At 65.9% G+C, this 26,746-nt stretch carries 25 protein-coding genes and 1 tRNA gene; 9 read left to right on the top strand and 17 right to left on the bottom strand.

What is annotated here, in order from left to right; genetic code table 11:
* Nucleotides 1-129: 129 nt before the first annotated feature.
* Nucleotides 130-876 (bottom strand): FKBP-type peptidyl-prolyl cis-trans isomerase, encoded by a 747-nt coding sequence (locus tag QM741_RS02870; RefSeq protein ID WP_415206230.1) that lies wholly within the window; start codon nucleotides 874-876, stop codon nucleotides 130-132.
* Nucleotides 877-989: 113 nt separating this feature from the next.
* Nucleotides 990-1,220, bottom strand: coding sequence for a hypothetical protein (locus QM741_RS02875; protein ID WP_415206231.1), 231 nt, complete (start codon nucleotides 1,218-1,220; stop codon nucleotides 990-992).
* On the opposite strand from QM741_RS02875, the gene QM741_RS02880 reads away from it, so the two are divergent.
* Nucleotides 1,219-2,001: an enoyl-CoA hydratase/isomerase family protein gene (locus tag QM741_RS02880; protein ID WP_415206232.1), complete on the top strand. Its 783-nt coding sequence runs from the start codon at nucleotides 1,219-1,221 to the stop codon at nucleotides 1,999-2,001. The genes QM741_RS02875 and QM741_RS02880 overlap by 2 nt on opposite strands.
* Before the next feature lie 153 nt (nucleotides 2,002-2,154).
* On the opposite strand, the gene QM741_RS02885 is transcribed toward QM741_RS02880, so the two are convergent.
* From QM741_RS02885 to QM741_RS02905, 5 genes are all read right to left on the bottom strand, one after another.
* A complete protein-coding gene (locus QM741_RS02885) occupies nucleotides 2,155-3,060 on the bottom strand; it encodes a DUF1684 domain-containing protein (RefSeq protein ID WP_415206233.1) in 906 nt (301 codons plus the stop codon).
* A gap of 41 nt (nucleotides 3,061-3,101) precedes the next feature.
* Entirely contained in the window at nucleotides 3,102-4,970 is a 1,869-nt protein-coding gene (mutL, locus tag QM741_RS02890; RefSeq protein ID WP_415206234.1) for a DNA mismatch repair endonuclease MutL, read from the bottom strand.
* 183 nt (nucleotides 4,971-5,153) lie between these two features.
* Nucleotides 5,154-6,425, bottom strand: a complete 1,272-nt coding sequence (locus QM741_RS02895) for an N-acetylmuramoyl-L-alanine amidase (RefSeq protein ID WP_415206235.1) — start codon at nucleotides 6,423-6,425, stop codon at nucleotides 5,154-5,156.
* Nucleotides 6,426-6,524: 99 nt separating this feature from the next.
* On the bottom strand, nucleotides 6,525-6,998 hold the full coding sequence (gene tsaE / locus QM741_RS02900; RefSeq protein WP_415206236.1) for a tRNA (adenosine(37)-N6)-threonylcarbamoyltransferase complex ATPase subunit type 1 TsaE: 474 nt from the start codon (nucleotides 6,996-6,998) through the stop codon (nucleotides 6,525-6,527).
* Entirely contained in the window at nucleotides 6,995-8,476 is a 1,482-nt protein-coding gene (locus QM741_RS02905; protein ID WP_415206237.1) for an NAD(P)H-hydrate dehydratase, read from the bottom strand. The genes tsaE and QM741_RS02905 overlap by 4 nt, the downstream gene beginning before the upstream one ends.
* A 21-nt stretch (nucleotides 8,477-8,497) precedes the next feature.
* On the opposite strand from QM741_RS02905, the gene queG reads away from it, so the two are divergent.
* Entirely contained in the window at nucleotides 8,498-9,586 is a 1,089-nt protein-coding gene (queG, locus tag QM741_RS02910; RefSeq protein ID WP_415206238.1) for a tRNA epoxyqueuosine(34) reductase QueG, read from the top strand.
* Nucleotides 9,587-9,737: 151 nt separating this feature from the next.
* Nucleotides 9,738-11,441, top strand: a complete 1,704-nt coding sequence (locus QM741_RS02915) for a hypothetical protein (RefSeq protein ID WP_415206239.1) — start codon at nucleotides 9,738-9,740, stop codon at nucleotides 11,439-11,441.
* Between the two features lie 132 nt (nucleotides 11,442-11,573).
* Here the strand turns inward: QM741_RS02915 and panD are convergent, their stop codons facing one another.
* The 5 genes from panD to pcnB form a co-directional block, all read right to left on the bottom strand.
* Nucleotides 11,574-11,954 carry an aspartate 1-decarboxylase gene (gene panD, locus QM741_RS02920; protein WP_415206240.1) on the bottom strand — a complete coding sequence of 127 codons (381 nt, stop codon included), beginning with the start codon at nucleotides 11,952-11,954 and terminating at the stop codon, nucleotides 11,574-11,576.
* 365 nt (nucleotides 11,955-12,319) lie between these two features.
* The gene (gene panC / locus QM741_RS02925) at nucleotides 12,320-13,246 is read right to left on the bottom strand and encodes a pantoate--beta-alanine ligase (protein WP_415206241.1); all 927 of its coding nucleotides are present in this window, start codon (nucleotides 13,244-13,246) and stop codon (nucleotides 12,320-12,322) included.
* Nucleotides 13,247-13,251: 5 nt separating this feature from the next.
* Complete coding sequence (gene panB, locus QM741_RS02930) at nucleotides 13,252-14,073, bottom strand: 3-methyl-2-oxobutanoate hydroxymethyltransferase (RefSeq protein ID WP_415206242.1); 822 nt, start codon at nucleotides 14,071-14,073, stop codon at nucleotides 13,252-13,254.
* Nucleotides 14,074-14,140: 67 nt separating this feature from the next.
* Entirely contained in the window at nucleotides 14,141-14,632 is a 492-nt protein-coding gene (gene folK / locus QM741_RS02935) for a 2-amino-4-hydroxy-6-hydroxymethyldihydropteridine diphosphokinase (RefSeq protein ID WP_415206243.1), read from the bottom strand.
* A 10-nt stretch (nucleotides 14,633-14,642) separates the two neighbouring features.
* Nucleotides 14,643-16,031: a polynucleotide adenylyltransferase PcnB gene (gene pcnB, locus QM741_RS02940; protein ID WP_415206244.1), complete on the bottom strand. Its 1,389-nt coding sequence runs from the start codon at nucleotides 16,029-16,031 to the stop codon at nucleotides 14,643-14,645.
* 103 nt (nucleotides 16,032-16,134) lie between these two features.
* Here pcnB and QM741_RS02945 point away from each other — a divergent pair.
* Nucleotides 16,135-16,210, top strand: a tRNA-Glu gene (locus QM741_RS02945).
* Between the two features lie 263 nt (nucleotides 16,211-16,473).
* Entirely contained in the window at nucleotides 16,474-16,797 is a 324-nt protein-coding gene (gene fdxA / locus QM741_RS02950; RefSeq protein ID WP_415206245.1) for a ferredoxin FdxA, read from the top strand.
* A 96-nt stretch (nucleotides 16,798-16,893) separates the two neighbouring features.
* Here the strand turns inward: fdxA and QM741_RS02955 are convergent, their stop codons facing one another.
* A complete protein-coding gene (locus QM741_RS02955) occupies nucleotides 16,894-17,526 on the bottom strand; it encodes a hypothetical protein (RefSeq protein ID WP_415206246.1) in 633 nt (210 codons plus the stop codon).
* 31 nt (nucleotides 17,527-17,557) lie between these two features.
* Nucleotides 17,558-18,475: a 4-hydroxy-tetrahydrodipicolinate synthase gene (gene dapA / locus QM741_RS02960; RefSeq protein ID WP_415206247.1), complete on the bottom strand. Its 918-nt coding sequence runs from the start codon at nucleotides 18,473-18,475 to the stop codon at nucleotides 17,558-17,560.
* A 112-nt stretch (nucleotides 18,476-18,587) separates the two neighbouring features.
* Here dapA and QM741_RS02965 point away from each other — a divergent pair, with 112 nt between their 5' ends.
* From QM741_RS02965 to QM741_RS02975, 3 genes are all read left to right on the top strand, one after another.
* Nucleotides 18,588-19,154: a glycine cleavage system protein R gene (locus tag QM741_RS02965; protein ID WP_415209068.1), complete on the top strand. Its 567-nt coding sequence runs from the start codon at nucleotides 18,588-18,590 to the stop codon at nucleotides 19,152-19,154.
* Between the two features lie 15 nt (nucleotides 19,155-19,169).
* Complete coding sequence (locus QM741_RS02970; RefSeq protein WP_415206248.1) at nucleotides 19,170-19,634, top strand: peroxiredoxin; 465 nt, start codon at nucleotides 19,170-19,172, stop codon at nucleotides 19,632-19,634.
* A gap of 88 nt (nucleotides 19,635-19,722) precedes the next feature.
* Nucleotides 19,723-21,126 carry a PhoH family protein gene (locus tag QM741_RS02975; protein WP_415206249.1) on the top strand — a complete coding sequence of 468 codons (1,404 nt, stop codon included), beginning with the start codon at nucleotides 19,723-19,725 and terminating at the stop codon, nucleotides 21,124-21,126.
* A gap of 54 nt (nucleotides 21,127-21,180) precedes the next feature.
* On the opposite strand, the gene QM741_RS02980 is transcribed toward QM741_RS02975, so the two are convergent.
* From QM741_RS02980 to QM741_RS02990, 3 genes are all read right to left on the bottom strand, one after another.
* Entirely contained in the window at nucleotides 21,181-23,181 is a 2,001-nt protein-coding gene (locus QM741_RS02980; RefSeq protein WP_415206250.1) for a beta-propeller fold lactonase family protein, read from the bottom strand.
* A gap of 89 nt (nucleotides 23,182-23,270) precedes the next feature.
* Nucleotides 23,271-24,251, bottom strand: a complete 981-nt coding sequence (locus QM741_RS02985; protein WP_415206251.1) for a hypothetical protein — start codon at nucleotides 24,249-24,251, stop codon at nucleotides 23,271-23,273.
* A gap of 200 nt (nucleotides 24,252-24,451) precedes the next feature.
* Nucleotides 24,452-25,687 (bottom strand): hypothetical protein, encoded by a 1,236-nt coding sequence (locus QM741_RS02990; protein WP_415206252.1) that lies wholly within the window; start codon nucleotides 25,685-25,687, stop codon nucleotides 24,452-24,454.
* Between the two features lie 323 nt (nucleotides 25,688-26,010).
* Here QM741_RS02990 and thiD point away from each other — a divergent pair, with 323 nt between their 5' ends.
* Nucleotides 26,011-26,727, top strand: a complete 717-nt coding sequence (gene thiD, locus QM741_RS02995; protein ID WP_415206253.1) for a bifunctional hydroxymethylpyrimidine kinase/phosphomethylpyrimidine kinase — start codon at nucleotides 26,011-26,013, stop codon at nucleotides 26,725-26,727.
* Nucleotides 26,728-26,746: the final 19 nt, after the last annotated feature.

Below are 26,746 nucleotides of genomic sequence, written 5' to 3' on the forward strand. Positions count from 1 at the left end.
TTCTTCAAACGACAACGCCGCAACGAGTGCGGCGCTGTTCCTGTGATCGTCCGGGACGGCGTGAACCACGACGCGGCCGTCCCGGGCCGCACGTTTCAAGTCTGCCAGGCAGCGCAGTCCGAAGCCCGATTACGGACTCACGTCCATGAGCTTCAGCTCGAACACCAGCGCCTCGTCCGGACCGATGCGGCGGCCGTCGCCGCGTTCGCCGTAGGCGAGTTCGGACGGCACATAGACGCGCCAGTAGTCGCCGATCTTCATCAGCGGCAGCACTTCCTGCCAGCCCTTGAGCACTTCGCTGACCTTGAACTTGAACGGCTGGCCGCGCGCGAACGAGGAATCGAGTTCCTGACCGTTGAGCAGCGACAGACGGAAGTTCGCCGTCACTTCGCTCTGCAGGGTCGGGTGCTTGTTGCCGGTGCCGTCCTCGATGACGACGTACTGCACGCCGCTGGGCAGCGTCTTCACATTGGGCTTGCTGCGGTTTTCGGCGAAGAAACGCTGAGCCTTGGCCTTGTTCTCCGCGGAAAGCTTGGTGAACTCGGCCTGAGCCTTGCTGTACTGTTCGTACTGATAGCGGCCCAGCACGTCGCGCATCGTGTCGACGTTCACCGTGGGCTGGCGCTTGGCGTAAGCATCCTGCAGCGCCCTGACCACCTGGTTGATATCGACGTCGGTCTTGTTGTTGACCAGGCTGTCGCCGACCTGGAAGCCGATCGCGTAGGAAAGATTCGGCCGGTCGGCCGCGGTCAGCGGCGGCGGCGGCTTTTGTTGCTGCGCGGCGGCCGGAGCCGCTGCGGGCTTGCTTTCCTGTGCGGAAAACGCCGAACCGGCGACGAGCACGCCCGCCGCGATGAGACCCAGATGCAACTTCATGCAAACCTCCAGAAAGTACCTGTTCCAAGCGGGCGCAGGAACCGCAGCGTCCGCGGCAAAACCGTGCGAAAGCCGGGCATTCTACCCGAGCCGACCCGCCCCGGCCAGCGATACTACGACGACAGACTGAACCGGAGGTTATTTATGCATTCGCCCATGAATGCGAAAATCACGAAGCGGTCATTCCTGGCCGCACTTCGGTTCATCTTCGCGGTCACCCATGATCGCGAAATCACGAGGCGGCCATCCTGACCGCACCTCGGTTTACCAGTGCGTTCGTCCTTGAGCGCGAGAATCACAAAGCCGCCGTCCTTGGCGGCACTTCTCAAAGGAGAGAATTTCATGGCTTATCGCAATCTGCTCGTTGACGACCGCGGCGCGATCCGCCGCATCACGATCAACCGCCCGGACAAGCTCAACGCGCTCAATCGCGAGACGATCAACGAACTGGCGATCGCGTTCGGGCAGGCCAAGGCCGAAGACGCGGTGCGCGTGGTGGTTCTCGCCGGCAGCGGCGAAAAAGCCTTCGTCGCCGGCGCCGACATCGCCGAACTCGCCACGCTCACGCCCCTGCAGGCGCAGGAAACCGCGCGCCGCGGCCAAGCGATGATGCTCGGCATCGAGCGCCTCGGCAAACCCGTGATCGCGCGCATCCAGGGCTTCGCGCTCGGCGGCGGCCTGGAACTGGCGATGTGCTGCCACCTGCGCATCGCCAGCGACAAGGCCAAGGTCGGCCAGCCCGAAATCAACCTCGGCGTCATTCCCGGCTTCGGGGGCACCCAACGCCTGCTGCGTCTCGCCGGGCGCGGTGCCGCGCTCGACCTTTGCCTGACCGGCGCGCCGATCGACGCCACGCGCGCGCAGGCGCTCGGCGTGCTTACGCGCGTGGTCGCGCACGATGCGCTCGACGCGGAAATCGACAAGCTTGCCGACCAGCTTGCATCGAGTGCGCCGCATGCCCAGCGCAGCATCCTCGACGCGATCCTGATAGGCGGCGAGTGCGGCATCGAAGCCGGCCTCGACTACGAAGCGCAGGCGTTCGGCCTCGCCTTCTCGACAGGGGACATGCGCGAAGGCACGAAGGCGTTCCTCGAGCGGCGCAAGCCGAATTTCACCGGCGCGTAAGAGTACATCTGCCTCCCTTCTCCCATCGGGAGAAGGTGGCGCGCAGCGCCGGATGAGGGAAAGACGCTGCAATGATGAAATATCGGTCGTTCGTGCAAGGCTTTTCCCTCATCCGCCCTTCGGGCACCTTCTCCCGGGGGAGAAGGAAAACGGTCACTCGTGCCCGTCGCGATACTTCTTCTCGCCGGCCGTCACACGCATGTCCAATCGGTTCTGCGGCGTCGGCAGCGGGCAGGTTGCATAGGGCGTGAACGCGCACGGCGGGTTGTACGCCTTGTTGAAATCGAGGATCAGCTTGCCGTCCTTCGGCGGATCGGCGTAGAGGAAACGCGCGGCGCCGTAGGTTTCCTTGCCGCTCGTGCGGTCGGCGAAGACGAGGAACAGTTCGGTATCGCCGGGATTCTCGATGATCGGTTCGACCTTGTACGTCTTGCCGTCGCGCTCGAACGTGGCCGCGCCCGGCACGACGACCTTGTCGATCTGGCCGAGGATGTTGCCCTCCTCGACTTCGCGCGGCGGATTGTAGGCCTCCCACTTCGCCTCGATGCGCCACGAAGGATCGACCGCGAAACTGTCGATGCCGAGGAAGTGCGTGCGCGTCGGCGCCGCGCTGTCCTTGATGCGCAGGCCGAACTGGTCGCCGCGATGGATCAGGTAGAAATTCGCCGTGCCGAAACTGACGAGGGTCGGTTTCTCGTGGCTGTCGTCGAGAAGCTCGGCGCCGATCTTGTTCGTGCCGTCGATCTTCGCCTGCGTCACCGCACGCGAGTCGAGCGAGAACGTCGCGCGGCCGCGGTCGAGCACGATGTTGCCGAGATGCGCCGGCGCCTTGGCGATGACGATCGCATTGTCCTTGGCCGAACCGATCGTGTTCGCGCCCTCTTTGAGCCATTCCAGGCCGACCAGGCTGAGCCAGCCGTTCGGCGCCTTGAGGCGTTCGACACGCTTGGCGCGCCAGGTTTCGATTTCCTTGCGATAAGCTGGGTCACCGGTGGCAGGCGCGGCTGTCGCGCCGGTCGTCAGAATGGCGGTCGTCAACACGATTCCCAAATAGCGCATCGCAAAATTCCGGTTCGTTAGAATGTCGTCGCCGGCGCGAGCTAGCGTCCGCGCAGGAACATCCGGTCCAGGTCGGCGATCGAAAGCTGCACCCATGTCGGTCGGCCGTGATTGCATTGCCCCGAGCGCTCGGTCGCTTCCATTTCGCGCAACAATGCGTTCATTTCGGGCAGAGTCAAGCGCCGGTGCGCGCGCACCGAGCCGTGGCAGGCCATCGTCGACAGCATATCGTTATGCGCTTCCTGCATGCGCCGCGTCGTGCCATGCGCGGCGAAGTCGGCGAGCACGTCGCGCACGAGCGCGCCGACGTCCGCGCCTTCGAGCAGGCCGGGATAGCGCTTGATCGTCACGCTCTGCGGGCCCGAGCGCACGATCTCGAAACCGAGCGCCGCAAGTTCGTCCGCATGGTCTTCGGCCACGGCCGCCTCGCGCGCGCTGACCGCGAGCGACATCGGCACGAGCAGCTGCTGCGCGCGGATGCCGTCGGTCGCCTGCGCGGCCTTGAGCTTCTCGTAGGTGATGCGCTCGTGCGCGGCGTGCATGTCGACGAGGATCAGGCCCTGCGCGTTCTCGGCGAGCACGTAGATGCCGGCGAGTTGCGCCAGCGCGTAGCCGAGCGGCGGCACGTCGTCGGCCGATGCCGGCAACGACATGTCGTTGGCTGCAACCGTCTCCCGCGCATCTTGTTCGCCGCGCGATTTTCTTTCGCCGCCGAGCAGGGCGAGATAGTCGACGCGCGGTTCGCGCACGCCGAGATTCAATCCGGCCTGACCGCGCCAGACCGGCGCTGCGGCAGGCGCATAGTTCGCCGCCTGCGCGGCCTGCATCGCGGCGTCGAACGACGATGCCGGCGGATCCGTCCCGGCCGGAATCGGCGACGTGCCCGCGATCACCGAGGCGACCAAGCCCGCCCGCGTCTGCGCCAGCGCTTCGTGCAACGTACGATAGAGAAAATCGTGCACGAGCCGGCTTTCGCGGAAGCGCACTTCGGACTTGGCGGGATGCACGTTGACGTCGACGATCGCCGGATCGAGTTCGAGGAACAGCACGTAGGCCGGATGGCGCCCGTGATAGAGCACGTCGGCGTAGGCCTGGCGCACCGCGTGGCTCACGACCTTGTCGCGCACGAGGCGGCCGTTGACGTAGAAGTATTGCTGGTCGGCCTGGCTGCGCGAGGCGGTCGGCAGGCCGACCCAGCCGGAAAGACGCAAGCCCGCGCCTTCGTGATCGACGCGCAGGCTCTGCGCAGGGAAGTCTGCGCCGAGTATTTCCGCGAGGCGCGCCGCCATCGCCGCGTCGCTCTCCGCGGGACGCATCAGGCGCGCCGGCTTGCCGTTGTTCGTCACCCGGAATTCGATCTGCGGCCGCGCCAGCGCGAGCGATTTCACCAGCTCGTCGATATGGCCGAATTCGGTGCGCTCGGCGCGCAGGAACTTGCGCCGCACGGGCACGTTGTGGAACAGGTCGCGCACTTCGATCGTCGTGCCGCACGGATGCTGCGCCGGGCGCGGCGGCGTGGTCTGCCCCGCTTCGACTTCAATGCGCGCCGCTGCGTCGGCATCGCGCGCCCTCGACGTCAGCGAAAATCGCGACACCGAGGCGATCGATGGCAGCGCCTCGCCGCGGAAGCCGAGCGTGCGCACGCGCTCGAGATCCTCGAGCGAGGCGATCTTGCTGGTCGCATGCGGCGACACGGCGAGCGGCAATTCGTCAGCCGTCATGCCGCCGCCGTCGTCGCGCACGCGGATCAGGCGCGAGCCGCCGTCCTCGATGTCGATCTCCACGCGCATCGCGCCCGCATCGACGCTGTTCTCGACGAGTTCCTTGACCACGGAAGCGGGCCGCTCGATGACTTCGCCCGCGGCGATCTGATTGACGAGTTCCTGCGGAAGCTGGCGGATGCGCGGCATGCGCGCATTCTAACGCAGGTCTCCAACGCAGCTGCCCCCTTCTCCCATCGGGAGAAGGTGCCCGAAGGGCGGATGAGGGGAGAGCCTTGCACGGCTGTCGTCTCGCGAGAAATGTGAATGCCGTTCCCTCATCCGGCGCTTCGCGCCACCTTCTCCCGATGGGAGAAGGGAAGCAAAAAAAAACTACGAACGCGGCGCGCGTGCGAGCGCAATGCCGTCGCCGGAATCCCCCTCGTCCTCGCTTGTCGCCTTGCGCGAGGCGAGTCGCTCCGGCCTGTTCTTCTCGGCGGCGACCGCGAACTGCGTACCCGGCGGCGGCGCCGCCTGAAGGTAGTTGCGCATGCCGTTAAGGATCGCGGTCGCAAGCAGCTCGCGCTGCTCGGGATTGTTGAGGCGGCGCTCCTCTTCGGGATTGGTGATGAACGCCGTCTCGACCAGGATCGAGGGCACGTCGGGCGAACGCAGCACGACGAAGTTCGCCTTCTCGACGTAGCCGCGATGCGTGGGGCCGAGCTTGGCGATCGCGCGCAGCACCTGCTGCGCGACGGCGCCGCTGGCCTCGATCGTCGAACTCTGCGAAAGGTCGAGCAGCACCGCGGCGAGCGTGTTGTCCTTCCTGTCGAGCTTGACGCCGCCGACGAGATCGGCGTTGTTTTCGCGGTCGGCGAGGAAGCGCGCCGCCTCGCTGGTCGCGCCGCGCGGCGACAGCATCCACACCGACGAACCGCGCGCGTCGCTCGACGTAAACGCATCGGCGTGGATCGAGACGAACAGGTCGGCCTTCGCCTCGCGCGCCTTGCGGTAGCGGTCCTCGAGACCGACGTAGTAGTCGCCGTCGCGCGTCAGCACGGCGCGCATGCCGGGCGTCTTGTCCATCTGGCGCTTGAGTTCGCGCGCCACCATCAGCGTGATGTTCTTTTCCCAGGTGCCGGCGCTGCCGTGTGCGCCCGGATCGTTGCCGCCGTGGCCGGGATCGATCATGACGACGACGTCGCGCGTCTTCGCGGGCGCCGCGCGCGCGCTCTTGACCACTTCGGCCTTGCCGCCCTTGCCTTTCGGATACAGATCGACGATGAGGCGATAGCCCTGCCCACTCTCCGGCGGCATCAGGAAACTCTTCGGCCGCGCGTCGGCGGCGAGATCGAGCACGACGCGCAGGTCGGTCTTGTTCTGCGCACCGGTGCGCAGCGACTTGAGCAGGCCCTTGCCTGCGGGCGCGGCGAAACTTTCGGTTGCGGCGGAATCGCGCATGTCGAGCACGATGCGGCCCGGATTGGCGATCTCGAACAACTTGTAGTCAACCGGCCCGGCGAGGTCAAGGAAGACGCGCGTGCGATCGGCCTCGGCCGAAATCTTCGCGGTCTTCAGTTCCGCCGCGGAAGAAAACGACGCCAGCGCCAGCAGCAATCCGCCGACGATCAGCTGACGCAGAACTTGGCGCGATTTTCCCCACATGGCCGAGAATTGAATCCCAGCGCAAGGAAAAAATCAAGAGTTTTTCTTTACAAATCCGCCATCTAGGTCATGTTTCTGAACGAATACCAGAGGTTGTGTTCAGGCCTTGGAAAAACCACCAAGGGTGGCGAGCCAACACCGCGCGCGCGTCGTGCGCGGCTCCAGCCGCAGCCGTCGCTTCGTTCCCGCATGCGCCAGATGGACGACCAGATCGGGCGGCGGCAACGCGCCGCCGCCGTGCTCGGGCCACTCGGCAAGCAGCAGGAAATGCCCCGTCGCGAGGTCGGACAGGCCGAGGAACTCCAGCTCGTCCGGTGCGGCGATCCTGTACAGGTCGAGATGGTGGATGCGCAGGCCGTCGACTTCGTACGACTCGATCAGGCTGTAGGTCGGGCTCTTGACGCGCGCACCGACGCCAAGCGCGGCCAGCAATGCGCGCGCGAACGTGGTCTTGCCGGCGCCGAGGTCGCCGCGCAGGTGGATCACGCCGCCGGCGCCGAGTTGCGCGGCGGACCTGCGCGCGAGTGCGACGAGGCTCGCTTCGTCCAGCTCGGCTTCGAACCGCACGCTCATTTCGCGCCCGGATCGTTGCGCAAGCGGCGCAGCGGCGCGAACAGGTCGCTCGCCACGAGACCGGCCTCGCCTTCGCGCGCCGCCGCGTCGCCCGCGCGCGCGTGCAGCGCGACGCCGAAGCGCGCCGCATCCCACGCTTCGAAACCCTGCGCGAACAGCGCCGCGATCACGCCGGTCAGCAGGTCGCCCATGCCGCCCGTCGCCATGCCGGGATTGCCCCACGGGCACACGGCGACTTCGCCGTGCGGATTCGCGATCAGCGAGCCCGCGCCCTTGAGCGCGACGCAGGCGTGATGGCGCCGCGCCAGCTCGCGCGCCGCGGCGAAACGATCGCGCGCGACCGCCGCGGTATCGACGCCGAGCAGGCGCGCCGCCTCGCCCGGATGCGGGGTCAACACCGTCTGCGCCGGCAGCGCGATCGTATCCCGTGCCAGCAGATTGAGCCCGTCGGCATCGAGAACGAGCGGCTTGCCGGCCGCGATCGCCGCGTGCCACAGCGCGTGCCCCCAGGCGCGCTGGCCGAGACCGGGTCCGAGCGCGATGACGCTCGCGCGTTCGAGCAACGCCTGCAACTCCTGGATGCCGGACACCGCATGCGCCATCAGCTCCGGACGCGCCGCGTTCAGGGCGATGACGTGCTCGGCCCGGGTCGCGACGCTGACCAGTCCCGCACCGGTGCGCAGCGCAGCTTCGCCCGCGATGCGGATCGCACCGCCCATGCCGCAGTCGCCGCCGATCGCGAGTACGTGGCCGTAGCGACCCTTGTGCCCGTCGCGATCGCGTCGCGGCAACCGGGCGACGATCTCGCCGGCGTCGAGCAGCCGCGCGTCGCAAAGTGTATTCGCATAAATTTCATCGGGCAGGCCGAGCGCATCGACGGCAACCTCGCCGGCGAAATCGGCCGCGGTGCCGGTGTGCAGCCCGCGCTTGTCGGCGATGAACGTGAGCGTCGCGTCGGCGCGCACGACGACTCCCGGCGCGAAGCCCGTGTCGGCGTCGAGTCCCGACGGCACATCGAGCGCCAGCACCGGGCGTGCCGTCGCATTCAGCCTTTCGATCGCTTCGCGCGCGCCGCCCTCGGGCGGGCGCGCCAGGCCGATGCCGAACAACGCATCGACCCGGACATCGGCCTGCGGCCAGTCGCCGCCGGCGGGCAACACCTCGCCGCCCCCCGCACACCACTCCGCGGCGGCACGCGCGGCTTCGCTGCCCTCGCGTGGCGGGTTCGAGGCCAGCACGGCAACGTCGAGCCCGGCTGCGCGCGCCAGCTTCGCGAGGACATAGCCGTCGCCGCCATTGTTGCCGCCACCGCACAGCACGACGACGCGCCGCGCATCGGGCCAGCGCGCGCGCAGCAACGCGAACGCCGCGCTGCCGGAGCGACGCATCAGTTCGTCGCCGGGAATGCGCAAGCGTTCGATCGCCGCGCGTTCCAGCTCGCGCACCTGCGCCACGCTGTAGAGCGAATTGCCGTTCATCGCGCAATTATACTTTGCGGCATGGAACACCTCCCCGACTATTCGCAACTCGCCGCGCAAATCAAGCGCTGGGGCGCGGAACTCGGCTTCCAACAGGTCGGCATCAGCGCGACCGATCTCGCCGCGGACGAAGCCCACCTGCTCGACTGGCTGGCCGCGGAACGCCACGGCGAGATGGACTACATGCAACGCCACGGCAGCAAGCGCAGCCGCCCGGCCGAGTTGCACGCCGGCACGCTGCGCGTGATCTCGGTGCGCATGGACTACGATCCGCCGCAGGCGCGCGACGCGTGGGAGGTGCTCGACGATCCCGCCCTCGCCTACGTCTCGCGCTATGCGCTCGGCCGCGACTATCACAAACTGCTGCGCTCGCGCCTGCAAAGGCTCGCCGAGCGCATCGCCCTGGAGATCGGCCCGTTTGGTTATCGCGCCTTCGTCGACTCCGCGCCGGTGATGGAGAAAGCCCTCGCGCGCAATGCGGGACTCGGCTGGATCGGCAAGCACACCAACCTGATCAACAAGAGCACGGGATCGTGGTTCTTCCTCGGCGAACTGTTCACCGACCTGCCGCTGCCGACGGACACGCCCGCGAGCGAGCACTGCGGCACCTGCACGCGCTGCATCGACGTCTGCCCGACCCAGGCCATCGTCGCGCCGAACCAGCTCGACGCGCGCCGCTGCATTTCGTATCTGACGATCGAGCTGCGCGGCAGCATTCCGATCGAATTCCGCCGCGCGATCGGCAACCGCATCTACGGTTGCGACGATTGCCAGCTCGTCTGCCCGTGGAACAAGTTCGCGAAGAAAAGCGCCGAGGCCGACTTCGTCGCGCGACACGGCCTCGACAGCGCGTCGCTGATCGAACTGTTCGCATGGAGCGAGGAGGAATTCCTGAAAAATACCGAAGGTTCGGCGATCCGCCGCATCGGCCACGAATGCTGGCTGCGCAACATCGCGGTGGCGCTGGGCAACGCGCCGCGCAGCCAGGACGTCATCGATGCGCTCTCGGCGCAAACGGAACATGTCTCGGAACTGGTACGCGAGCATGTGCACTGGGCGCTTGCACGCCATGCAGGCAACGAGCGTTCCGACGTGAATGCCGCAATGTGACGGCTCGGGTGGTCGATCGGGCCCGTTTCGGGTTCTGCATCGACGTACGCCAAAGCATCGCAGGTTGCATCGTCCGACCCGCTGATGGAGGATTGCGCTGTTCTGCGTAGATATATGCATCGCAACTTCGAAGAATTCGAAGAGGTGCCTCATGCGTCGCTGCCGTTGGCTTGTCGTCCTGCTCTGCGCTCCCGGCCTGCATCCCGGCCCGGCTCTGGCCGCCGCAACGCCCGCGCCGGGTGATCTGCGCTCAGCGGGCGCGGTATCGTTCCCGATTTCCTGCGAAGCGGAGGTACAGCCCGAATTCAACCGCGCGGTCGCGCTGCTGCATTCGTTCTTCTACGAAGAGTCGCGCCGACTCTTTACCTCGATCGCCGAGCACGATCCGGGCTGCGCGATGGCGTACTGGGGCATCGCACAGACCTGGTGGCATCCGATTTGGGCTCCGCCGTTGCCCGAGGAGTTCGCGGCCGGCGAAGCGGCGGCCGCCAAGGCCATGGCGCTGCAGGCGACGTCACGCGAGCATGGCTTCATCGAGGCGATCCACGCCTACTTCGTCACGCCCGATACGACACCGGCAGCCGCGCCGGTCGGGCAGTCCTGCCACGGCCCGGTCGGCACGCCGGCGCGGGTAGTCGCCTACGAGGCGTCGATGCGCGCGTTGCACGAGCGCTACCCCGACGATTTCGAGGTGCAGGCGTTCCACGCGCTCGCGGTGCTCGCCGTCGGCTATGCGACGCCGGCCGACACGACGCTGGCCCGACAGAAGCAAGCGGGCGAGCTGCTCGAGCGGATGTGGAAGCAGAACCCGAGGCATCCCGGCGTCGCGCACTACATCATCCACAGCTACGACTATCCCCCGCTGGCCTCGCGCGCGTTGGAGGCGGCGCGGGCCTATGCCAAGATTGCCCCTTGGGTGCCGCATGCGCTGCACATGCCGTCGCACATCTTCACGCGGCTCGGCATGTGGGACGATTCGGTGTCCAGCAACCTCGCATCCGCCCAGGCTTCGCGCGCCTATGCCGCGCAGCGCGGCCGCACGGCGACCGAGAGCGAAGAATTGCACGCGCTCGACTACCTCGCCTACTCGTACCTGCAGGAGGGCCGCGACGCGGACGCACGCGCCGTGTTGGACCGCATCGCCAACGTCAAGGAAACCTTCCCGCCACTGGAGTTCGCCGGCGTCTATTCGCTGGCCGCCGTGCCTGTACGCTATGCGCTCGAGCGCGAAGCCTGGCGGGAGGCGGCGACCGCGCCGATTCCGCCGCGCGCGCAGTGGGCGCGCTATCCGTTCACCGAGGCGATGTTCGAGTATGCCCACGCGCTCGGCCGCATCCACACCGGCGACCTCGCCGGCGCACGCACCGCGATCGAGCGCATGCGCGCGCTGCGCGAAGCGACCACGGACGTGAAGTTCGACTATTTCCGCCGCCATCTCGACGTGCAAGCGCAAGCAGCGGAGGCTTGGCTCGCGCATGCCGAAGGCCACGATGCGCAAGCGCTCGCGCAGCTCGAAGCAGGTGCGGATACCGAGGACGCGCTCGGCAAGCACCCGGTATCGCCGGGCGCGCTCATGCCGCTGCGCGAGCAGCTCGGCGCGTTGCTGCTGGAACTGAAGCGGCCCCGCGAGGCACTCACAGCCTACGAGGCGGCGCTCAAGATCTATCCGGCGCGCCTGCGCGGACTGTACGGCGCGGGACTTGCCGCCGAGCAGGCCGGCGATGGCCCTCGCGCGAGCGGCTACTTCACGCAATTCGTGAATCAGACCGGCACCGCCGACGCCTCACGCACCGATGTCGCGCATGCGCGCGCCTACCTGCGTGCGCACGCGGCAGGCGCGACGACGAAGACCTGAGGAAGGGCCGACCGCGATTCACTCACGCTTGCATCGAGATGGTAAGCCGCGCAGCCACGGCCTGTCGACAAGCTGCAACATACCGGTATCCTTCGGCGAGCGTGCTGCGTGAGCACACGCTTCATCGGCGGGCTACGCCGCCTGCTTCGGAATCGAATTCTTCGTGTGGCTGAGCTTGTTCTGCCGGTCGACATAGACCAGCGTCGGCTTGAAGCTGGCCATTTCGGCTTCGCTCAGCACGCCGTAGGCGCAAATGATGATGATGTCGCCGGGCGCGGCGCGGTGCGCGGCGGCGCCGTTGATCGAGATGATGCCCGAACCCTCGTCCGCGCGGATCGCGTAGGTCGAGAAGCGCTCGCCGTTGTTGACGTTGTAGATGTGGATCTGCTCGTATTCACGGATGCCGGAAACGTCGAGCAGACGGCCGTCGATCGCGCAAGATCCTTCATAGTGCAGTTCGGCGTGCGTCACCGTCGCCCGGTGGATCTTCGCCTTGAGCATATTGAGCTGCATGACATCACCGTCGCGAAAAAACAACAAATTTAGTAGGCTTCGCCGGCCTGCTCGTCGGCGTCAAGCTGCCGCGTAGCGGTCAGCTTCAACGCCGACAGTTATTGCTGTAGGCGCAGCCCGTCAGCAATAACCCCAATTGTCTCGCGCTATTTGGGTGCATAGCAACAATTCACCGGTGATCCCAATATTTTCAACCGGATACGACTATGGCAGAGGCGAAAAAAAACCCTCGACTGAATCCAGTGAGGGTTTGTAAGTCAGAGTGACGATTACCAAACATGCGCCCTGCGTGCACTGGGGCAACGAGCTCGCGTTGCGAAAATCCCAATGACGGTGGTGACTTTACCACACGAAAAACTTTTTTGCTACAGGTTCGTGAGCGGATTTGCAAAAGAAACGTGATTTGTTTCAAACAATCTCCGGACCGCGGCATTTTCGTCGATGGGAAGGTTGTCTATGAGACGCGTTCCACCGAGCTTGGCCGCGATCAACGCGATCAGACCGCAGCGCTGCCCGGGCTCCGGCTCGAGCAGGGTTTGCGCTGAACGCACGACCGCATAATCCGTGACGAAGCGCGCTTTTTCGAGCATTGCCACGGCGATCCGCTCAACGTCCGCGAACGGCGTCCCGGCATTGACTCCATCCTGCATGGCGAGCAGCGCGACGTGGATCAGACCGGCGCGCTCGCGCTCCGCTGGGGACAGGTACTGATTGCGCGAACTCATCGCCAGCCCGTTCGCCTCGCGCACGATCGGCGCGCCGACGATCTCGATCGGCAGGCGCAGGTCGCGCAGGAGGCGTTCGACGACGAGCAGTTGCTGATAGTCCTTGCGTCCGAACACGGCGACGTCGGGCTGGACGAGGTTGAACAGCTTGGTCACCACGCTGGCGACGCCGACGAAATGGCCGGGGCGATGTTCGCCTTCGAGCGGCACCGACACGATCGGCACCTCGACGCGCACGCTCTGCCCGATGCCGAACGGATACATTTCCTCGACCGCTGGCGCGAACAGCAGGTCGCAACCGTGCGCGGCGAGCCCCGCCTGGTCCTGTGCCGGCGTGCGCGGATAGCGCGCGTAATCCTCGTTCGGCCCGAACTGGGTCGGGTTGACGAAAATGCTCGCGACGACGCGGTCGGCGCGGCCGCCCATGGCGCTACGACAAAGTGTAATAAGAGAAAAATGCCCGTTGTGTAAATTTCCCATCGTCGGCACGAAACCGACGCGCGCGCCGTCACGGCGCCAGGCGGCGACGCGCGCACGCAGTTCCGCTGCGGTCGTTACGATATCCATGTCGCTCAGAACGAATGCTCGGGGCCCGGAAATGCGCCGTTGCGCACGTCGGCCGCGTAGGCCGCGATCGCTGCCGCGACCGAGCCGCGACCGGCGAGGAAGTTCTTCGAAAATTTCGGTCGCTTGCCCGGCGTGATGCCGAGCATGTCGTAGAGCACGAGCACCTGGCCGTCGCAGGCCACGCCGGCGCCGATGCCGATCGTGGGGATGCGCAGCGCGGCCGTGATCGCCTTGGCCAGCGCCGCCGGCACGCATTCGAGCACGAGCAGCGACGCGCCCGCATCCTCGACCGCGTGCGCGTCGGCAAGCAGGCGCTCCGCGGCCGACCGGGTCTTGCCTTGCACGCGGTAGCCGCCGAACTTGTGCACCGACTGCGGGGTCAGGCCCAGATGCGCGCACACCGGCACCTGGCGACGATCGAGCGCATGAATCGCGTCGAGCACATAGTCGGCGCCTTCGAGCTTGACCATCGCCGCGCCGCCCTCGGCAACGAGGCGTGCGGACGAGCGCAACGCGGTGTCGACGTCGAGGTAGGTCATGAACGGCAGGTCCGCGATGAGCAGCGGCGTGGCCAGCCCGCGCTTCACGGCGGCCGTGTGGTAGACCATGTCGTCAAGCGTCACCGGCAAGGTGCTCTCGCGCCCCTGCACGACATTGCCGAGCGAATCGCCGACGAGCACGACGTCGACGCCCGCCGCTTCGCACTGCGCGGCGAAGCCGGCGTCATAGGCGGTCAGCACGACGATCTTCTCGCCGGCGGCCTTCATTTCGACGAGTCGCGGCGCGGTGACGGGCGGCTTGGCGGCGGATTTGAGGTAGGCAGGCATGACAACTCGGCGAATGCGGGCGGCGTAGTGTATCCAATCGTCCGAGCGCGTGGTGCGGCGCCGCAATTCAAGCCGAAGGATCGGCCAGGGCGACGCCGCCGACATCGGCTCGTGCCAGCAGTTCGCGCACCGGCCCTCGCGCCGGCACGTCGAGATCGGGCGCGATCTCGGCCAGCGGCACGAGCACGAAGGCGCGCTCGTGCAGGCGCGGATGCGGCACGTGCAGGCCGGAATCGGCGATACGTTCGTCGCCGTAGAGCAAAAGGTCGAGGTCGAGCACGCGCGGACCGTTGCGTTCGCCGTCGCGGCGCCGACCGGCGCGGTGCTCGATCGCGAGCAGCGCGCGCATCAAGTCGTGCGCGGCAAGGCCGGTTTCGAGTCGCGCAACCGCATTGATGAAGTCGGGCTGCACGATGCCGCCCCACGGCGCCGTGCGATAGAGGCGCGAGCGTGCGGCGAGGCGAGTGCGCGGCAACGCCTGCAATTCGCGCAACGCGCGCTCGACCTGCTCGCCCGGCGCATCGAGATTGCTGCCGAGCCCGACGTAGGCGGCGACCATTTCCGCCAATCTACTCGGCGGAAGTCGGCGTGGCGGCCGTTCGCTTGCGGCGACGGCGCGGACGCTTTTTCGGCGCCGTCGCCACGGCGCCGGATTCGTCCGCGGCAACGGGCGCAACCGCTACCGGCACCGCCGCCGTGTTCAACTGCGCTGCGAGTTCGTCGTGCGATGCGCCCTGCGCCCGCGTCCACCGTTCGCCGATTGCGGCGATTTCGGTGCCTTCTCCCGCGCGCAGCAGCAGGAAATCGTAGGCCGCGCGGAAACGCGGATGCGCAAGCAGGCGAAACACGCGCTTCTTCTGCGTCTGCTCGAAACGCGGCTGCAGCGACCAGATTTCCTGGATCACGATCGCGAACCGGCGCGGTATGGCGACATGCTTCGACTGCTCGTTCATCACGAGATGGCCGATGCGAATCCAAGCCAGGTTCATATCGGTGCCGCGCGCGATTTCCTTCTCGACCTGCGCGCGCACCGGCCCCCAGAGCAGGATCGCGAACAGGAACGCCGGCGTCACCGGCTTGCCCTCGACGACGCGCGCGTCGGTGTTCGCCATGCCCTGCTCGATCATCGCGCGGAATGTGCCGCCGCTGCGGATCGCCAGCGCACGCGCGGTCAGCGGATAGACGTCGGCAAGCAGCCCGGAGGCGTCGAGCGCGCGGAAACTCTTGAGGCCGCTGCCGGCCATGAACATTTTCAACGACTCGTCGAACAGCCGCGCCGGCGGCGCTTGCAGCAGCAGTTCGCCCAGTTCGTCGAATGGCGCGCGCGCGTCATCCGCGATCCTGAAGTCGAGTTTGGCCGCGAGGCGCACCGCGCGCAGCATGCGTACCGGGTCTTCGCGATAGCGCTGCACCGGATCGCCGATCAGGCGCAGTTCGCGCCGCTGCAAGTCCTCGTAGCCGCCGACGTAGTCGCGCACGGAGAAATCGGCGATGTCGTAATAGAGCGCGTTGACGGTGAAGTCGCGGCGCACCGCGTCTTCCTCGATCGTGCCGTAGACGTTGTCGCGCACGATGCGGCCGTCGACGACGTGGCGGTCGCCGCTGCCGTCGTCGCTCGAACCGCGGAACGTGGCGACCTCGACGATCTCGTTGCCGAACACGACGTGGGCGAGGCGGAAGCGCCGGCCGATCAGGCGGCAATTGCGGAACAGGCGCTTGACGTCCTCGGGCGTGGCGTTGGTGGCGACGTCGAAATCCTTCGGGCGCCCTCCGAGCAACAAGTCGCGCACCGCGCCACCGACGAGGAATGCGGAAAAACCGGCTTCGTTGAGACGGTAAAGCACGCGCAAGGCGCCCGCGGAAATGTTCTTGCGCGAAATCGTGTGCTGCTCGCGCGGGATGATGCGCAAGCTCACCGACACGGCGGCGCTGGCGGCGTTAGGGACAGCTTCGGTCATTCGTTGTTGTAGTCGTGGAGCGGACGGCCGCGGACGCTTACGGCATCTATGTTGCGGCCGGCCAAAACGATATACTAACGCGCTTGCGGCGTTTGCCCAATCCGCTCCCATCGTCTAGAGGCCTAGGACGGGGCCCTCTCAAGGCCTAAACAGGGGTTCGAATCCCCTTGGGAGCGCCAGTATTTCGGCGAAAAGCTGCTGCGCTCGACGGATGACGCGCGTACCGCGCTCGGAATCCTCATGTACCCCAAGTACACTCCGGTTCCTGCGCTCCGTGCGATGTACCTGTGCGATCATCCCTGATCGCGAGAATCAAAAAGCGGCCATCCGTGGCCGCACTTCTCAAGAAAATACGCTGCTCCCGCAGCGTTTTTCGACAATCGAGTTCCATTCGGCAGTCTCACACGAGGCTTTTTCCAACTGTTCTGCGAGCCTGTGCGCAATGCCCTTCGTCGTCACCGAAAACTGCATCAAGTGTAAGTACACCGACTGCGTGGAAGTGTGTCCGGTGGATTGTTTCCACGAAGGACCGAACTTTCTCGTGATCGACCCGGAAGAGTGCATCGACTGCACGTTGTGCGAGCCGGAGTGCCCGGCCAACGCGATCTATCCGGAGGACGACGTGCCGGCGGGTCAGGAACAGTTCGTCCAGCTCAACGCCGAGCTTTCGAAGTCGTGGCCGGTGTTGACCGTGCGCAAGGACGCGCCGGCGGATGCGAAAGAATGGGACGGCAAGCCGGACAAGCTGCCGTTGCTCGAACGCTGACCGGGCAAGCCCGGGCATTGACGGGCCCGTCGCATACGGGCTCGATTCATCGAGCCCGTTCGTCTTCGCACAAAATGCGCGAACCGGGTACCTGGTCTACGACAAGCGCTCGCGCAATGCCGCGATCACGCGCTGCGCCGCCGCTGCGCCCGACTTGTCGCCCGGCGCCGGAATGATGCTGATGCGTGCGCCGCCCGCGTCCTCGCTGACGTTGACGCGCAGCGCCGCCTTGACGTTCTGCGTCTGCGCCTTGTCGTCACCGCCACCGAACGGATGCAGGACACGCGAATACCAGTGATGTTCCCGAGCAGCGGGCCGGGTCGTGACCGTGCCGTCGAAATCGTAGGAATAGCTGTGCGCCGCATCGTCCTTGCCCGCGACCTTGCCGAGTTGCGCGCGCTCGAGCGCGAGGCCGACGCGCTGGTAGGTGTTGTCGACCGTGTCGGCGACGTGCAGATCGACCGGACCCGACTCCGCGACGGCGGCGGACGGAGGCGAAGCGCCGGCAGCGGTCGCCGCCGCGCCAGCCGGGGCAGTGGCACCGGGAACGACAAGCTCGCGCGTCGTCACCGGCGTGTCGAGGTCGGGTGGAACTTCGAGCGGGCGGGTTTCCTGCGTGCCCTTGTAGTACTCGGTGCGATCGCGATGGAACCAGCCGCAGCCGCTGAGCAAGGCGGTGGCAACGATCAGCGTCGGAACGAATCCACGGACGAGAAAATGGCGCTTCACGGTTGCGATCCTGAAATGGGGAAAAGGAATTCTAAGCGGCACTGCTGTGCCGCGGCTGAATCGAGGCGGCCAGCCGCGACACTGCGTCGATCACGGCGGCTGCGTGCTCGCGATGCCGGGCCGACAGCGTGGTCAGCGGCAGGCGCAATTCGCTCGAACCGATGCCAAGTCGGGCGAGACACCATTTGACCGGAATCGGGTTGGGTTCGACACCGGCCAGGTCGAACAGCGGAATCAACGCGTCGTGCAGGGCCTGCGCCTGTGCATGGTCACCGGCAAGCGCCGCGTCACACAGCGCACGGAACGGCAACGGGGCGACGTTGGCGACGACCGATACCACCCCTTTGGCGCCGGCCAGCATCGCGGCCATGCCAGTGGGATCGTCTCCGCTCAGGAAAACGAAACCGGAACCTTGCAGCGCGGCCAGCGCCGCTACGCGTGCGGGATCGCCGACCGCCTCCTTGATGCCGACGATGCGGTCGTGCAGGGCCAACTTCGCCGCGGTTTCCGGCTTGAGATCGCAACCGGTGCGGCCAGGCACGTTGTACACCACAACCGGAAGGCCGCCGTGATCGGCGACTTCGACGTAGTGGCGCAGCAGGCCTTCCTGGGTCGGGCGCACGTAGTACGGCGTGACGACGAGCGCCGCATCGGCGCCAAGACCCTGTGCGCGTTTCGTCAACTCGACCGTCTTGCGCGTATTCGCGGTGCCGGTGCCGGCGATCACGGTCACGCGGCCGCCGACGCGCGCGACGGCGTGGCGCAAGAGTTGGTCGTATTCGGCCTGCTCGAGTGCGTGCGCCTCGCCGGTCGAACCGGCGACGACGAGCGCCTGGGTACCGCCTTCCAACTGGAAATCGATCAGCCTCGCGAACGCCTCGAAATCGACCGCGCCTCCTCCGCGGAACGGAGTGGCGAGCGCGCAAATGCTGCCGGCGATATTCTTCAAGGCGAACTCGTTGCCAGAATGGGGCATTCTCGGGGAGGGGCGATGTTACTTGCGGGTACGGGGCGTGGCAAGTATTCTCGCGGCACCCAGGAACCTCCTCGCCGAGTCGACATTGACCGACACTGCGCAACGCCCCGCCGCGAACGAAAACCATCTGTTGATCAGCGCGTTCGCCGAGCACGCCAAGTCGCCGCTGGTCGCCATCGCCAAACGCATCGCCGACAGCAACTGCGCCCTCGCCGAATCGCGCGTGGCGATGCTCGGCCAGGAGGTCGCCGTGCTCGTACTCGCGCAAGGTCCGTGGGACGCCATCGCCAAGCTCGAATCCGCCCTCGCCCGCCTCGAACGCGACGAGCGCATGCGCATGCGCCTGTCCTGTTCGCGCACCGGCGCCAAGCCGGTGCAGACGAACCTGCTGCCCTACGTCGTCGAGGTCGTGGCGGCGGACAAGCCGGGCATTCTCTACCAGCTCGCCGAGTTCTTCCAGCGCCACCAGATCAGCATCGAGCAGTTGCAGTCCACGCGTTACCGCGCGATGCAGACCGGCGCGGACATGTTCTCGGCGCAGATCACGATCGGCATTCCGTCCGACACGCACATCGCCGGGCTGCGCGACGATTTCCTCGAGTTCTGCGACGGGCTCAACCTCGACGCGATCATGGATCCGATGAAATTCTGAAGTGATGGGCCACGCATGAAAATCGGCGACAAGATTGCGGACCTGCGCGGCGCCGTGGGCACCGATGCCGAGATTCGCCTGCGCGATTTCAAGGGCAAGTACCTCGTCGTGTATTTCTACCCGAAGGATTCGACGCCGGGCTGCACGCTCGAAGCGCAGAATTTCCGCGATCGTCTCGAGGATTTCACCAAGCGCGGCGCCGTCGTGATCGGCGTCTCGCGCGACTCGCTGGCCTCGCACGCCAGGTTCAAGGAAAAGCAGGCACTGAATTTCGGGCTCGTGTCCGACGCCGACGAAACCTGGTGCAAGGCATTCGACGTGATCCACGAGAAGGTGCTCTACGGCAAGCGCCATCTCGGCGTCGTGCGCTCGACCTTCCTGATCGGCCCCGACGGCAGGCTCAAGCGCGAATGGCGCGGCGTCAAGGTCAAGGATCACGCCGAGGGCGTCCTCGAAGCGCTGGACGCCGAGCGCAAGTGACCCGATCGACACCGTTCCGCTGTCGCATCGCTGCCGCACGCTGCGGCTGCAGCGTTCCCTTTCATCGGCCAACGAGGACAGCCATCGCATGACCCGAGGCAAGCGCATCTACGTACTCGACACCAATGTGCTGATGCACGATCCGACCGCGCTGTTCCGCTTCGAGGAACACGACGTGTTCCTGCCGATGACGGTACTCGAGGAACTCGATGCAGCGAAGAAAGGTACCTCGGAAGTCTCTCGCAACGTGCGTCAGGTCAGCCGCTTCATCAACGAACTGATCGAGCAGGGCGACCGCAAGTCCATCGAAGGCGGCCTCGAACTGCGCCTGCCCAAGGCACTCCAGTTGGAGAAGAAGGGCGCGCAGGTCGGCCGTCTTTATTTCCAGACCCAGAACTTCGCCCCGATCAACGGCGCAGCTGCGAAGAGAAAGGGTGTGCCGGACAATCTCATCCTCGCCTCGATCGTCGATCTGCGCGAGCAGCAGCCCGACGTGCCCGTCGTGCTGGTGTCGAAGGACATCAACCTGCGCATCAAGGCCTCGATCTACGGCATCGCCGCCGAAGACTACGAGAACGACCGTGCGCTCGACGATTTCAGTCTGCTCTACAAGGGCTACAACGAACTGCCGGCGAGTTTCTGGGAGAAGCATCCCGAGGTGCGCTCGTGGTCCGAGCGCGGCCATACGTTCTACGAGATCAAACTCAAGAAGGACGAGAACTGGGTCGCGCAGGAATTCGTCTATCTGCCCGGCGAGGACGAGATCGAGTTGCGCGTGCTGCGCGTCGACGGCGGCAAGGCCACGCTGCAGATCATCGACGACTACCGCGGCTCGCACGCGGTCTGGGGCGTGCACGCGCGCAACCGCGAGCAGAATTTCGCGCTCAATGCGCTGATGGATCCGGAGATCGACTTCGTCACCCTGCTCGGCACGGCAGGCACCGGCAAGACCCTGCTCGCGCTCGCCGCGGGCCTCGCGCAGACGATGGATACGCAGCGCTACCGCGAAATCATCATGACGCGCGCGACCGTTTCGGTCGGCGAGGACATCGGCTTCCTGCCCGGTACCGAGGAGGAAAAGATGACGCCGTGGATGGGCGCGCTGACCGACAACCTCGAAGTGCTCGCCACGCCGCAGGAAGGCGGCGCCTGGGGCCGGCAGGCGACCAACGACCTGCTCGCCTCGCGCATCAAGATCCGCGCGATGAACTTCATGCGCGGCCGCACCTTCCTCAATCGCTATCTCATCCTCGACGAGGCGCAGAACCTGACCTCGAAGCAAATGAAGACGCTGATCACGCGCGCCGGCCCCGGCACGAAGATCGTCTGCCTCGGCAACGTCGAGCAGATCGACACGCCGTACTTGACCGAAACCACATCAGGGTTGACTTACGCCGTCGACCGTTTCAAGGCCTGGCAGCATTCCGCGCACGTGACCCTGCGCCGCGGCGAGCGCTCGCGCCTCGCGGATTACGCGTCCGAAATGCTGTAGCGGCGGCCTCTACGTTCTTCACGCAAAAACGGCCGCGTCGAGCGGCCGTTTTCGTTATTCGCATCCCGCGGGCGGCGATCCGAGCCGCACGAGATCGAGCGTGCCGCTCAAGCCCGTATTCGTTCCCGCAGCGAAGCTGTAGGTCAAGGTAGCCGTCGTGCAGCTGGTGAACAACACGCTCGCGGAACCGACCGTCGTGGTCGTCACCGTGCTCGCTGGGTCGAGGAAGGCGCCGCCGGAACCCGTGAGGATATTGGCGCTGTACGACGTGACCGCAGACGGCGCAGCCGTCGTCTGCAGCGTGAACCAGTTCTGGCTCGCGCCGCCGCCGATCTGCTGTCCGTCCTGCGCGTACGTGAACCAGCCGCCAAACAGGATCGGCCCCGGCGACTTGGTGCTGTCGACGTTGAGAACCAATCCCTGTCCGCTCGTGTCGGGGTTGTACCAACTGCCCGAATACTGGTCGCCGCCGCTCACGGCGCCGCTGTCGCCGCTCGTCGTGCAGGTGGCGCCGCCGGTCAACCGGTCCAGTGCGATGAAACCCGCGCGACCGCTGCCGTCGCTGAAGGTGTAGCGCAGGACGGCGTGCGAGCAATCGGTAAACTGCAAAGTCGCCTGCCCAACCGCGACCGCCGACACCGCGGGGCCCACAGCGAAATTGCCACCCGTACCCTCGTATATGGTCAACGCGGCGGCCTGGTCGGTGCTGCTGACGTCACCCTGCAGCGAATACCAGCGCTGGCCGCCGGTGGCGGTGACGTCGTAGGTAAACCAGCCGGCGAAGAATCTGCCTTGGCCGGTCCCATTAGCGTCGGGGCTGGATTCGAGTACGATGCCCTGTCCGCTCACGCTCGCATTGTACCAGGCACCGGTGAGGCCGGCTTGATCGAGGTTCACGGCGAGCCCGGCCGAACTCGTGATCGCACTGTAGTTCGGCGCCGAGCCGCCGCTCGCAATGGTGCCGCGCAGAACATGGGTGGCCAGATCGACGACTGCGACCGTGTCGTCGCTGGCGTTGTTGACGTAGGCATAGGTGCCGTTGGAATCCACCGAAACGCCCAGCGGCCCGAGGCCCACCGTAATCTCGGCGGTGACCGTATTGGTGGCGGTGTCGATGACGGACAGCGTGTCACTGACATAGTTGGTGACGTAAACGCTGCCGCCGTCCGGCGAAACGGCGACGCCGGTCGGGCCGATATCGACCGGGATCGCGGCCACTTCGGCATCGGTGGCCGTATCGATGACCGACACCGTACCGGTTTGCGAATAGTCGCCTTGGGCGTAGTTCGCGACGTAGGCGAACGTGCCTGCCGGGTTGACGGCGATGCCGATCGGATTCTGCGATGATAGCGCGATCGCCTTGCTCACCGTGTTCGTCGTTGCATCGATGACCGCGACCTTGCTGTTGTTGGCGAGGGTGACATAGGCCTTCGTGCCGTCGGGGGTGAACGCCACGCCGACCGGCATGCCGCCGACCGAAATCTTGGTCGTTTCCGTATTCGTCGCGGTGTCGATCACCGAGACCGTTTTGCCGACGCTGTTGGCGACGTAGACCGTGGAGCCATTCGGGTTGACCACGAGCAATTCCGGCCGTATGCCCACGGTAATCGTGGCGATGACCGTGTTGAGCGTCGCCGAGGTCTGGTCGGAATCGATGACCGACACCGTACCCGACGTCGTGAGATCGGTACTGTCGCCATAGTTGGCGACGTAGACGCGCGTTCCGGCGGGGTTGATCGCGACCCCGAGCGGTTCGACGCCGGTGGCCGCGGTCGTCGACGTGGCCGTGGTCGCGGGAATGGTCGCGACGACCTGGTCGCTCGCCAGAGCGAGGTCGAGCACGGTCACGCAGCCGCTGTACGTGGTCGAGTCGATCGTGCAGCCGGAATAGTTGGCGACGTAGGCGAACGGCGCCGCGGAAACCAGAGGCGCCGCCAGGGCCAGAACCAGCGCGATCGCCGCGCATTTCACGCCGCGGGATTTGCCGCGCAATCCGCCCGCGCCAGAGGATTCCAGCGACATCTTCAGCTTACCCGCGCCGGAGGCCTTGCTCATGCTTGCACCTGTGTTCGGAATTCGAGCGCGGAATGATACGTCAAAATGGCGGGCCGCTGAGGCGCGCGCGGCGCTGGCACAGGCGCTGTTCAGTTCGCATTCCTCGTAGCCATCTGGCGATGCACGATTGCCGCGGATCGCCCCCGCTGCCTGCGGAACGCGGGCGCCGCCGCCGCGAGCAACGACAAGACGAGCACGCCGATGCCCGTCGGCGAAACAGCGGGGGCACCGACTGCGGTAGCTGTGGCGACCACCGCGGTGCATGCCGGCGGCGCAATGGCGAGCCCCTGCAACGTCGACGGCAGCAGCGAGCCCGGCACCGGCTCGGCGATCGCGCCGGTGATGGTCATCGCCCCGCTGGTAAGGTCGATCCGCCCCAGGCGGTTGAGCTGCGAGGGAAGATTGGAACCGTCGTAATTGCGCAGCAACGCCCAAAGCGTGCCGGAAGAATCGAACCCGGCATCCACCGGAACGGACACCGAAGTGCCGTATGCGCCGATCGGTGTCGCCTTGCCGGTGTCGGTGTCGATGCTGTAGAGGTTCGCATTGCCGCTGCCGCCAACGCCGTACAACACGCCGTTGCGATACGCCAGCGCGGTGATCTTCACGCCGAGATTGCCGACCAATTGGGTCGCTCCCGTAGCGGGCGCGAGCTTCCAGAAATTGTCGTTGGCGGCGGAAGCCATCCACAACTGGCCGTTGCAATCGAACGACAGTGAAAGATACTGCGCGGCGGTCGACGCCACCGCGGACACCTGGCTCACCGTCGTGGCCTTGCCCGTGGTCTGACTCAAGGTGACCAAGGTAGGAGTCGTGGCTCCGGTCAACGCAAGCGCGTAAAGGTTGCCGTCGGTCGGACTGAACGTCAATGCGCCGATCGCGACGATGGGCTGGTTATTGGCGCCATTGCCTGCGGTGCCGATCGCGTTAGCGGTGCGCGCAGCCAGATTGATGCGGTAGATGGTCGCCGACCCGTCGGCAGTCGACGGATCGCCCACGCTGAACGCCTGCGCACGGCAAAAACCGGCGACAACGAGCAAACTCGCGGCGATGAAGGCGCGCAAAGCCATCGGGCACTGAATTGTTTCTAATAATAATTCTGGTAATCGTCTGCCCGCGCCAAACCGCACGCCGGCCGAGCGAGCCTAGCACAATCGGAGGCGAAAACGAAGGGATGGCGGGCCGTCGGAATGGGACGAGGCAACCGGCGGCGACCCACCGCAGAATCAAGGAGATTGACGTGGAACCCGCTGGTGTCGCGGCGCCGGATTCAGAACGAGGTGGTCAGCAGCGCTTCGTAGCGCATCCGGTTCGCGCCGTAATTGCCGTCGGCGGTATAGCTCGGCAGGCCAAGCAACTGCAGAGGTGCGTAGACGGCGCGGAAGCGGAGCTTCGATCGATCGCCGAATGCACGCGCGTAGTCGAACTCCCAATCGTGCGAGGCCAGGTTGGGCTCGAGGAAATGCTGGAGCACCGCCAAGTTCGGCATGGGTTGCTCACGCGTGCTGTAACGCAATCCGAATTCCCCGAGGCTCGCATTGCGCCAAGCCGCGGCGACCGAATAGATGTCGAGGTTCTCCCAAGCCAGCGCACGGTTGGACAGGTAGATGTAGCGCTGCAGCAGCGACGGCAGCGAATAGCCCGCGAATGGCGCAACCTGCGAATATATCACCCGTTCGAAGTCGGCACTCAGGCGAAAGTTGCGCGCCGGCGTCCAATCCATGCCGAAATTCGCGCTCGCCGGAATGTCGAAGCTGCCCGCCTGGCCGTAGATGCCGCGATAGGTGTAGAAATTGTCCATGATCACGCGCGACTGGTAGCCGACGCGCCATTCCACGTCCGGAACCAGACGTCCGCCTGTATCGATGCGCGCGCCCAGACCGGCGGAATTTTCCTTGTGCCGCAACGCGGACGGACTACTGTCCTGCCAAGCCCAGCCGTCCCTGCCGAACGCACCATCGGAACCCTGCAGCGGCGCGAACAGGCTGAACTTCTGATAGGCGAGGATCAGCGAGAAACGCCAATAATCCATGTTCTCGAGCGAATGGGTAAACGATGGCGCGACGATCGTGCGACGCAGCCCCGGCGCCTGACCGGGCAAGAGACTGCCGGCGTCGGTCGCAGCGGTGAGAATCGGCGATTCGGAAATGCGAGCCGACTGCATCGCGACCTGAAACGGCTTCGCACCGTCGACCGAAGTACCGGGAAATCCCGAAGTCGGAGTACGCGCCCAACTCGAGCGCGTGCGGGTGAAGATCGTCGGCGGTTCGACCGCCACCTCGCCGGGCTCGCGCGCCCAACTGAAGTTCGATTTGAGGCTGCTCAGCGCGTAGTCGCTCCAGCTTTCGACGAGATCGCCGGCGGCGGCCATCTCCTGCAGGTTCGACATGCGCGCCGACTGCGTGACATGCTTGAACGTGCCCGCAGATGCGGCGGCGGACAATACCGCAGGCACCATCAAACTCGCGCCGATCAGCGCGACGAGCAGGCGTTGCTTTATGGACATTGGCCGCATGACGTCCAGACGCAGGTCCAGATCATTCCCCGAAGTGAGCCGGATATTGGCAAAAAAGCCACACTTCGTCAAGACTCGCTTGACGTACCGCTTGACGTCTGTTGCGATACGCAACCGGCCTTTCGTGGGGTTTCCCGAGGCTTTGACGCTCAGGTCATTGCACTTGTCGCAGAATGCTGTCGCATCCGCACAACACTTGAACTTCCCCATGCGCCCAACCCGGCTTGCCCCTTGCGTCCTGAGCATCGCCGGTTCGGATTCGGGCGCCGCCGCCGGCATCCAGGCGGATTCTGAAAACCTTCGCCGCCCACGGTGTGCACGGTCTGACGGCCATCACCGCCATCACCGCGCAGAATACGCACGCGATAACGGCGACGAGAGTACTTTCCGCGGCGACCGTACTCGCCCAGCTCGACGCCGTGGCAGCCGATTTTCGCATCGCCGCGGTCAAGATCGGCATGCTCGGCAGCGCGGCGAACACACGCATTGTCGCGCGCTGGCTGCGCGATCATCGGTTGCCGAACATCGTCCTAGACCCCGTCCTCGCCGCGAGCAGCGGCCATCGTCTACTTGCCGCCGATGCACTTTCCACGCTACGCCGCGACCTGCTTCCCCTTGCCCGCGTACTGACGCCCAACGTGCCCGAAGCGGAAACCCTGCTCGGGCGCCGCATTCGCTCTCTTGCCGACATGCGCGCCGCGGCACGCGATTTGCGCGCGCTCGGCGCCGATGCCGTGCTGATCAAGGGCGGCCACCTCGAGGGCGCCACGGTCCGCGATCACTTCCTCGACGCCAACGGTAACAAGGAATTTACCCATCGTCGGCGACACTACGCCGTGCGTGGCACGGGCTGTGCGCTTGCCTCGGCCGTCGCCGCGGGACTGGCGTGCGGCTGGTCGCTGCGCGTCGCCGTGGGACGCGCCGAGCGCTATTTGCAGGAGGCGTTCGCCACGGCGCAACGGCGTGGACACGGACCCTCGCGCATTCTGGAGCACGATGCATCGCACTTGATCACCCGCGGGGCCACGTAAGCGCCCGCAGTCGATACCG

Origin of the sequence: Rudaea sp., from assembly GCF_047601565.1 — a bacterium.
Lineage (GTDB): Bacteria > Pseudomonadota > Gammaproteobacteria > Xanthomonadales > Rhodanobacteraceae > Rudaea.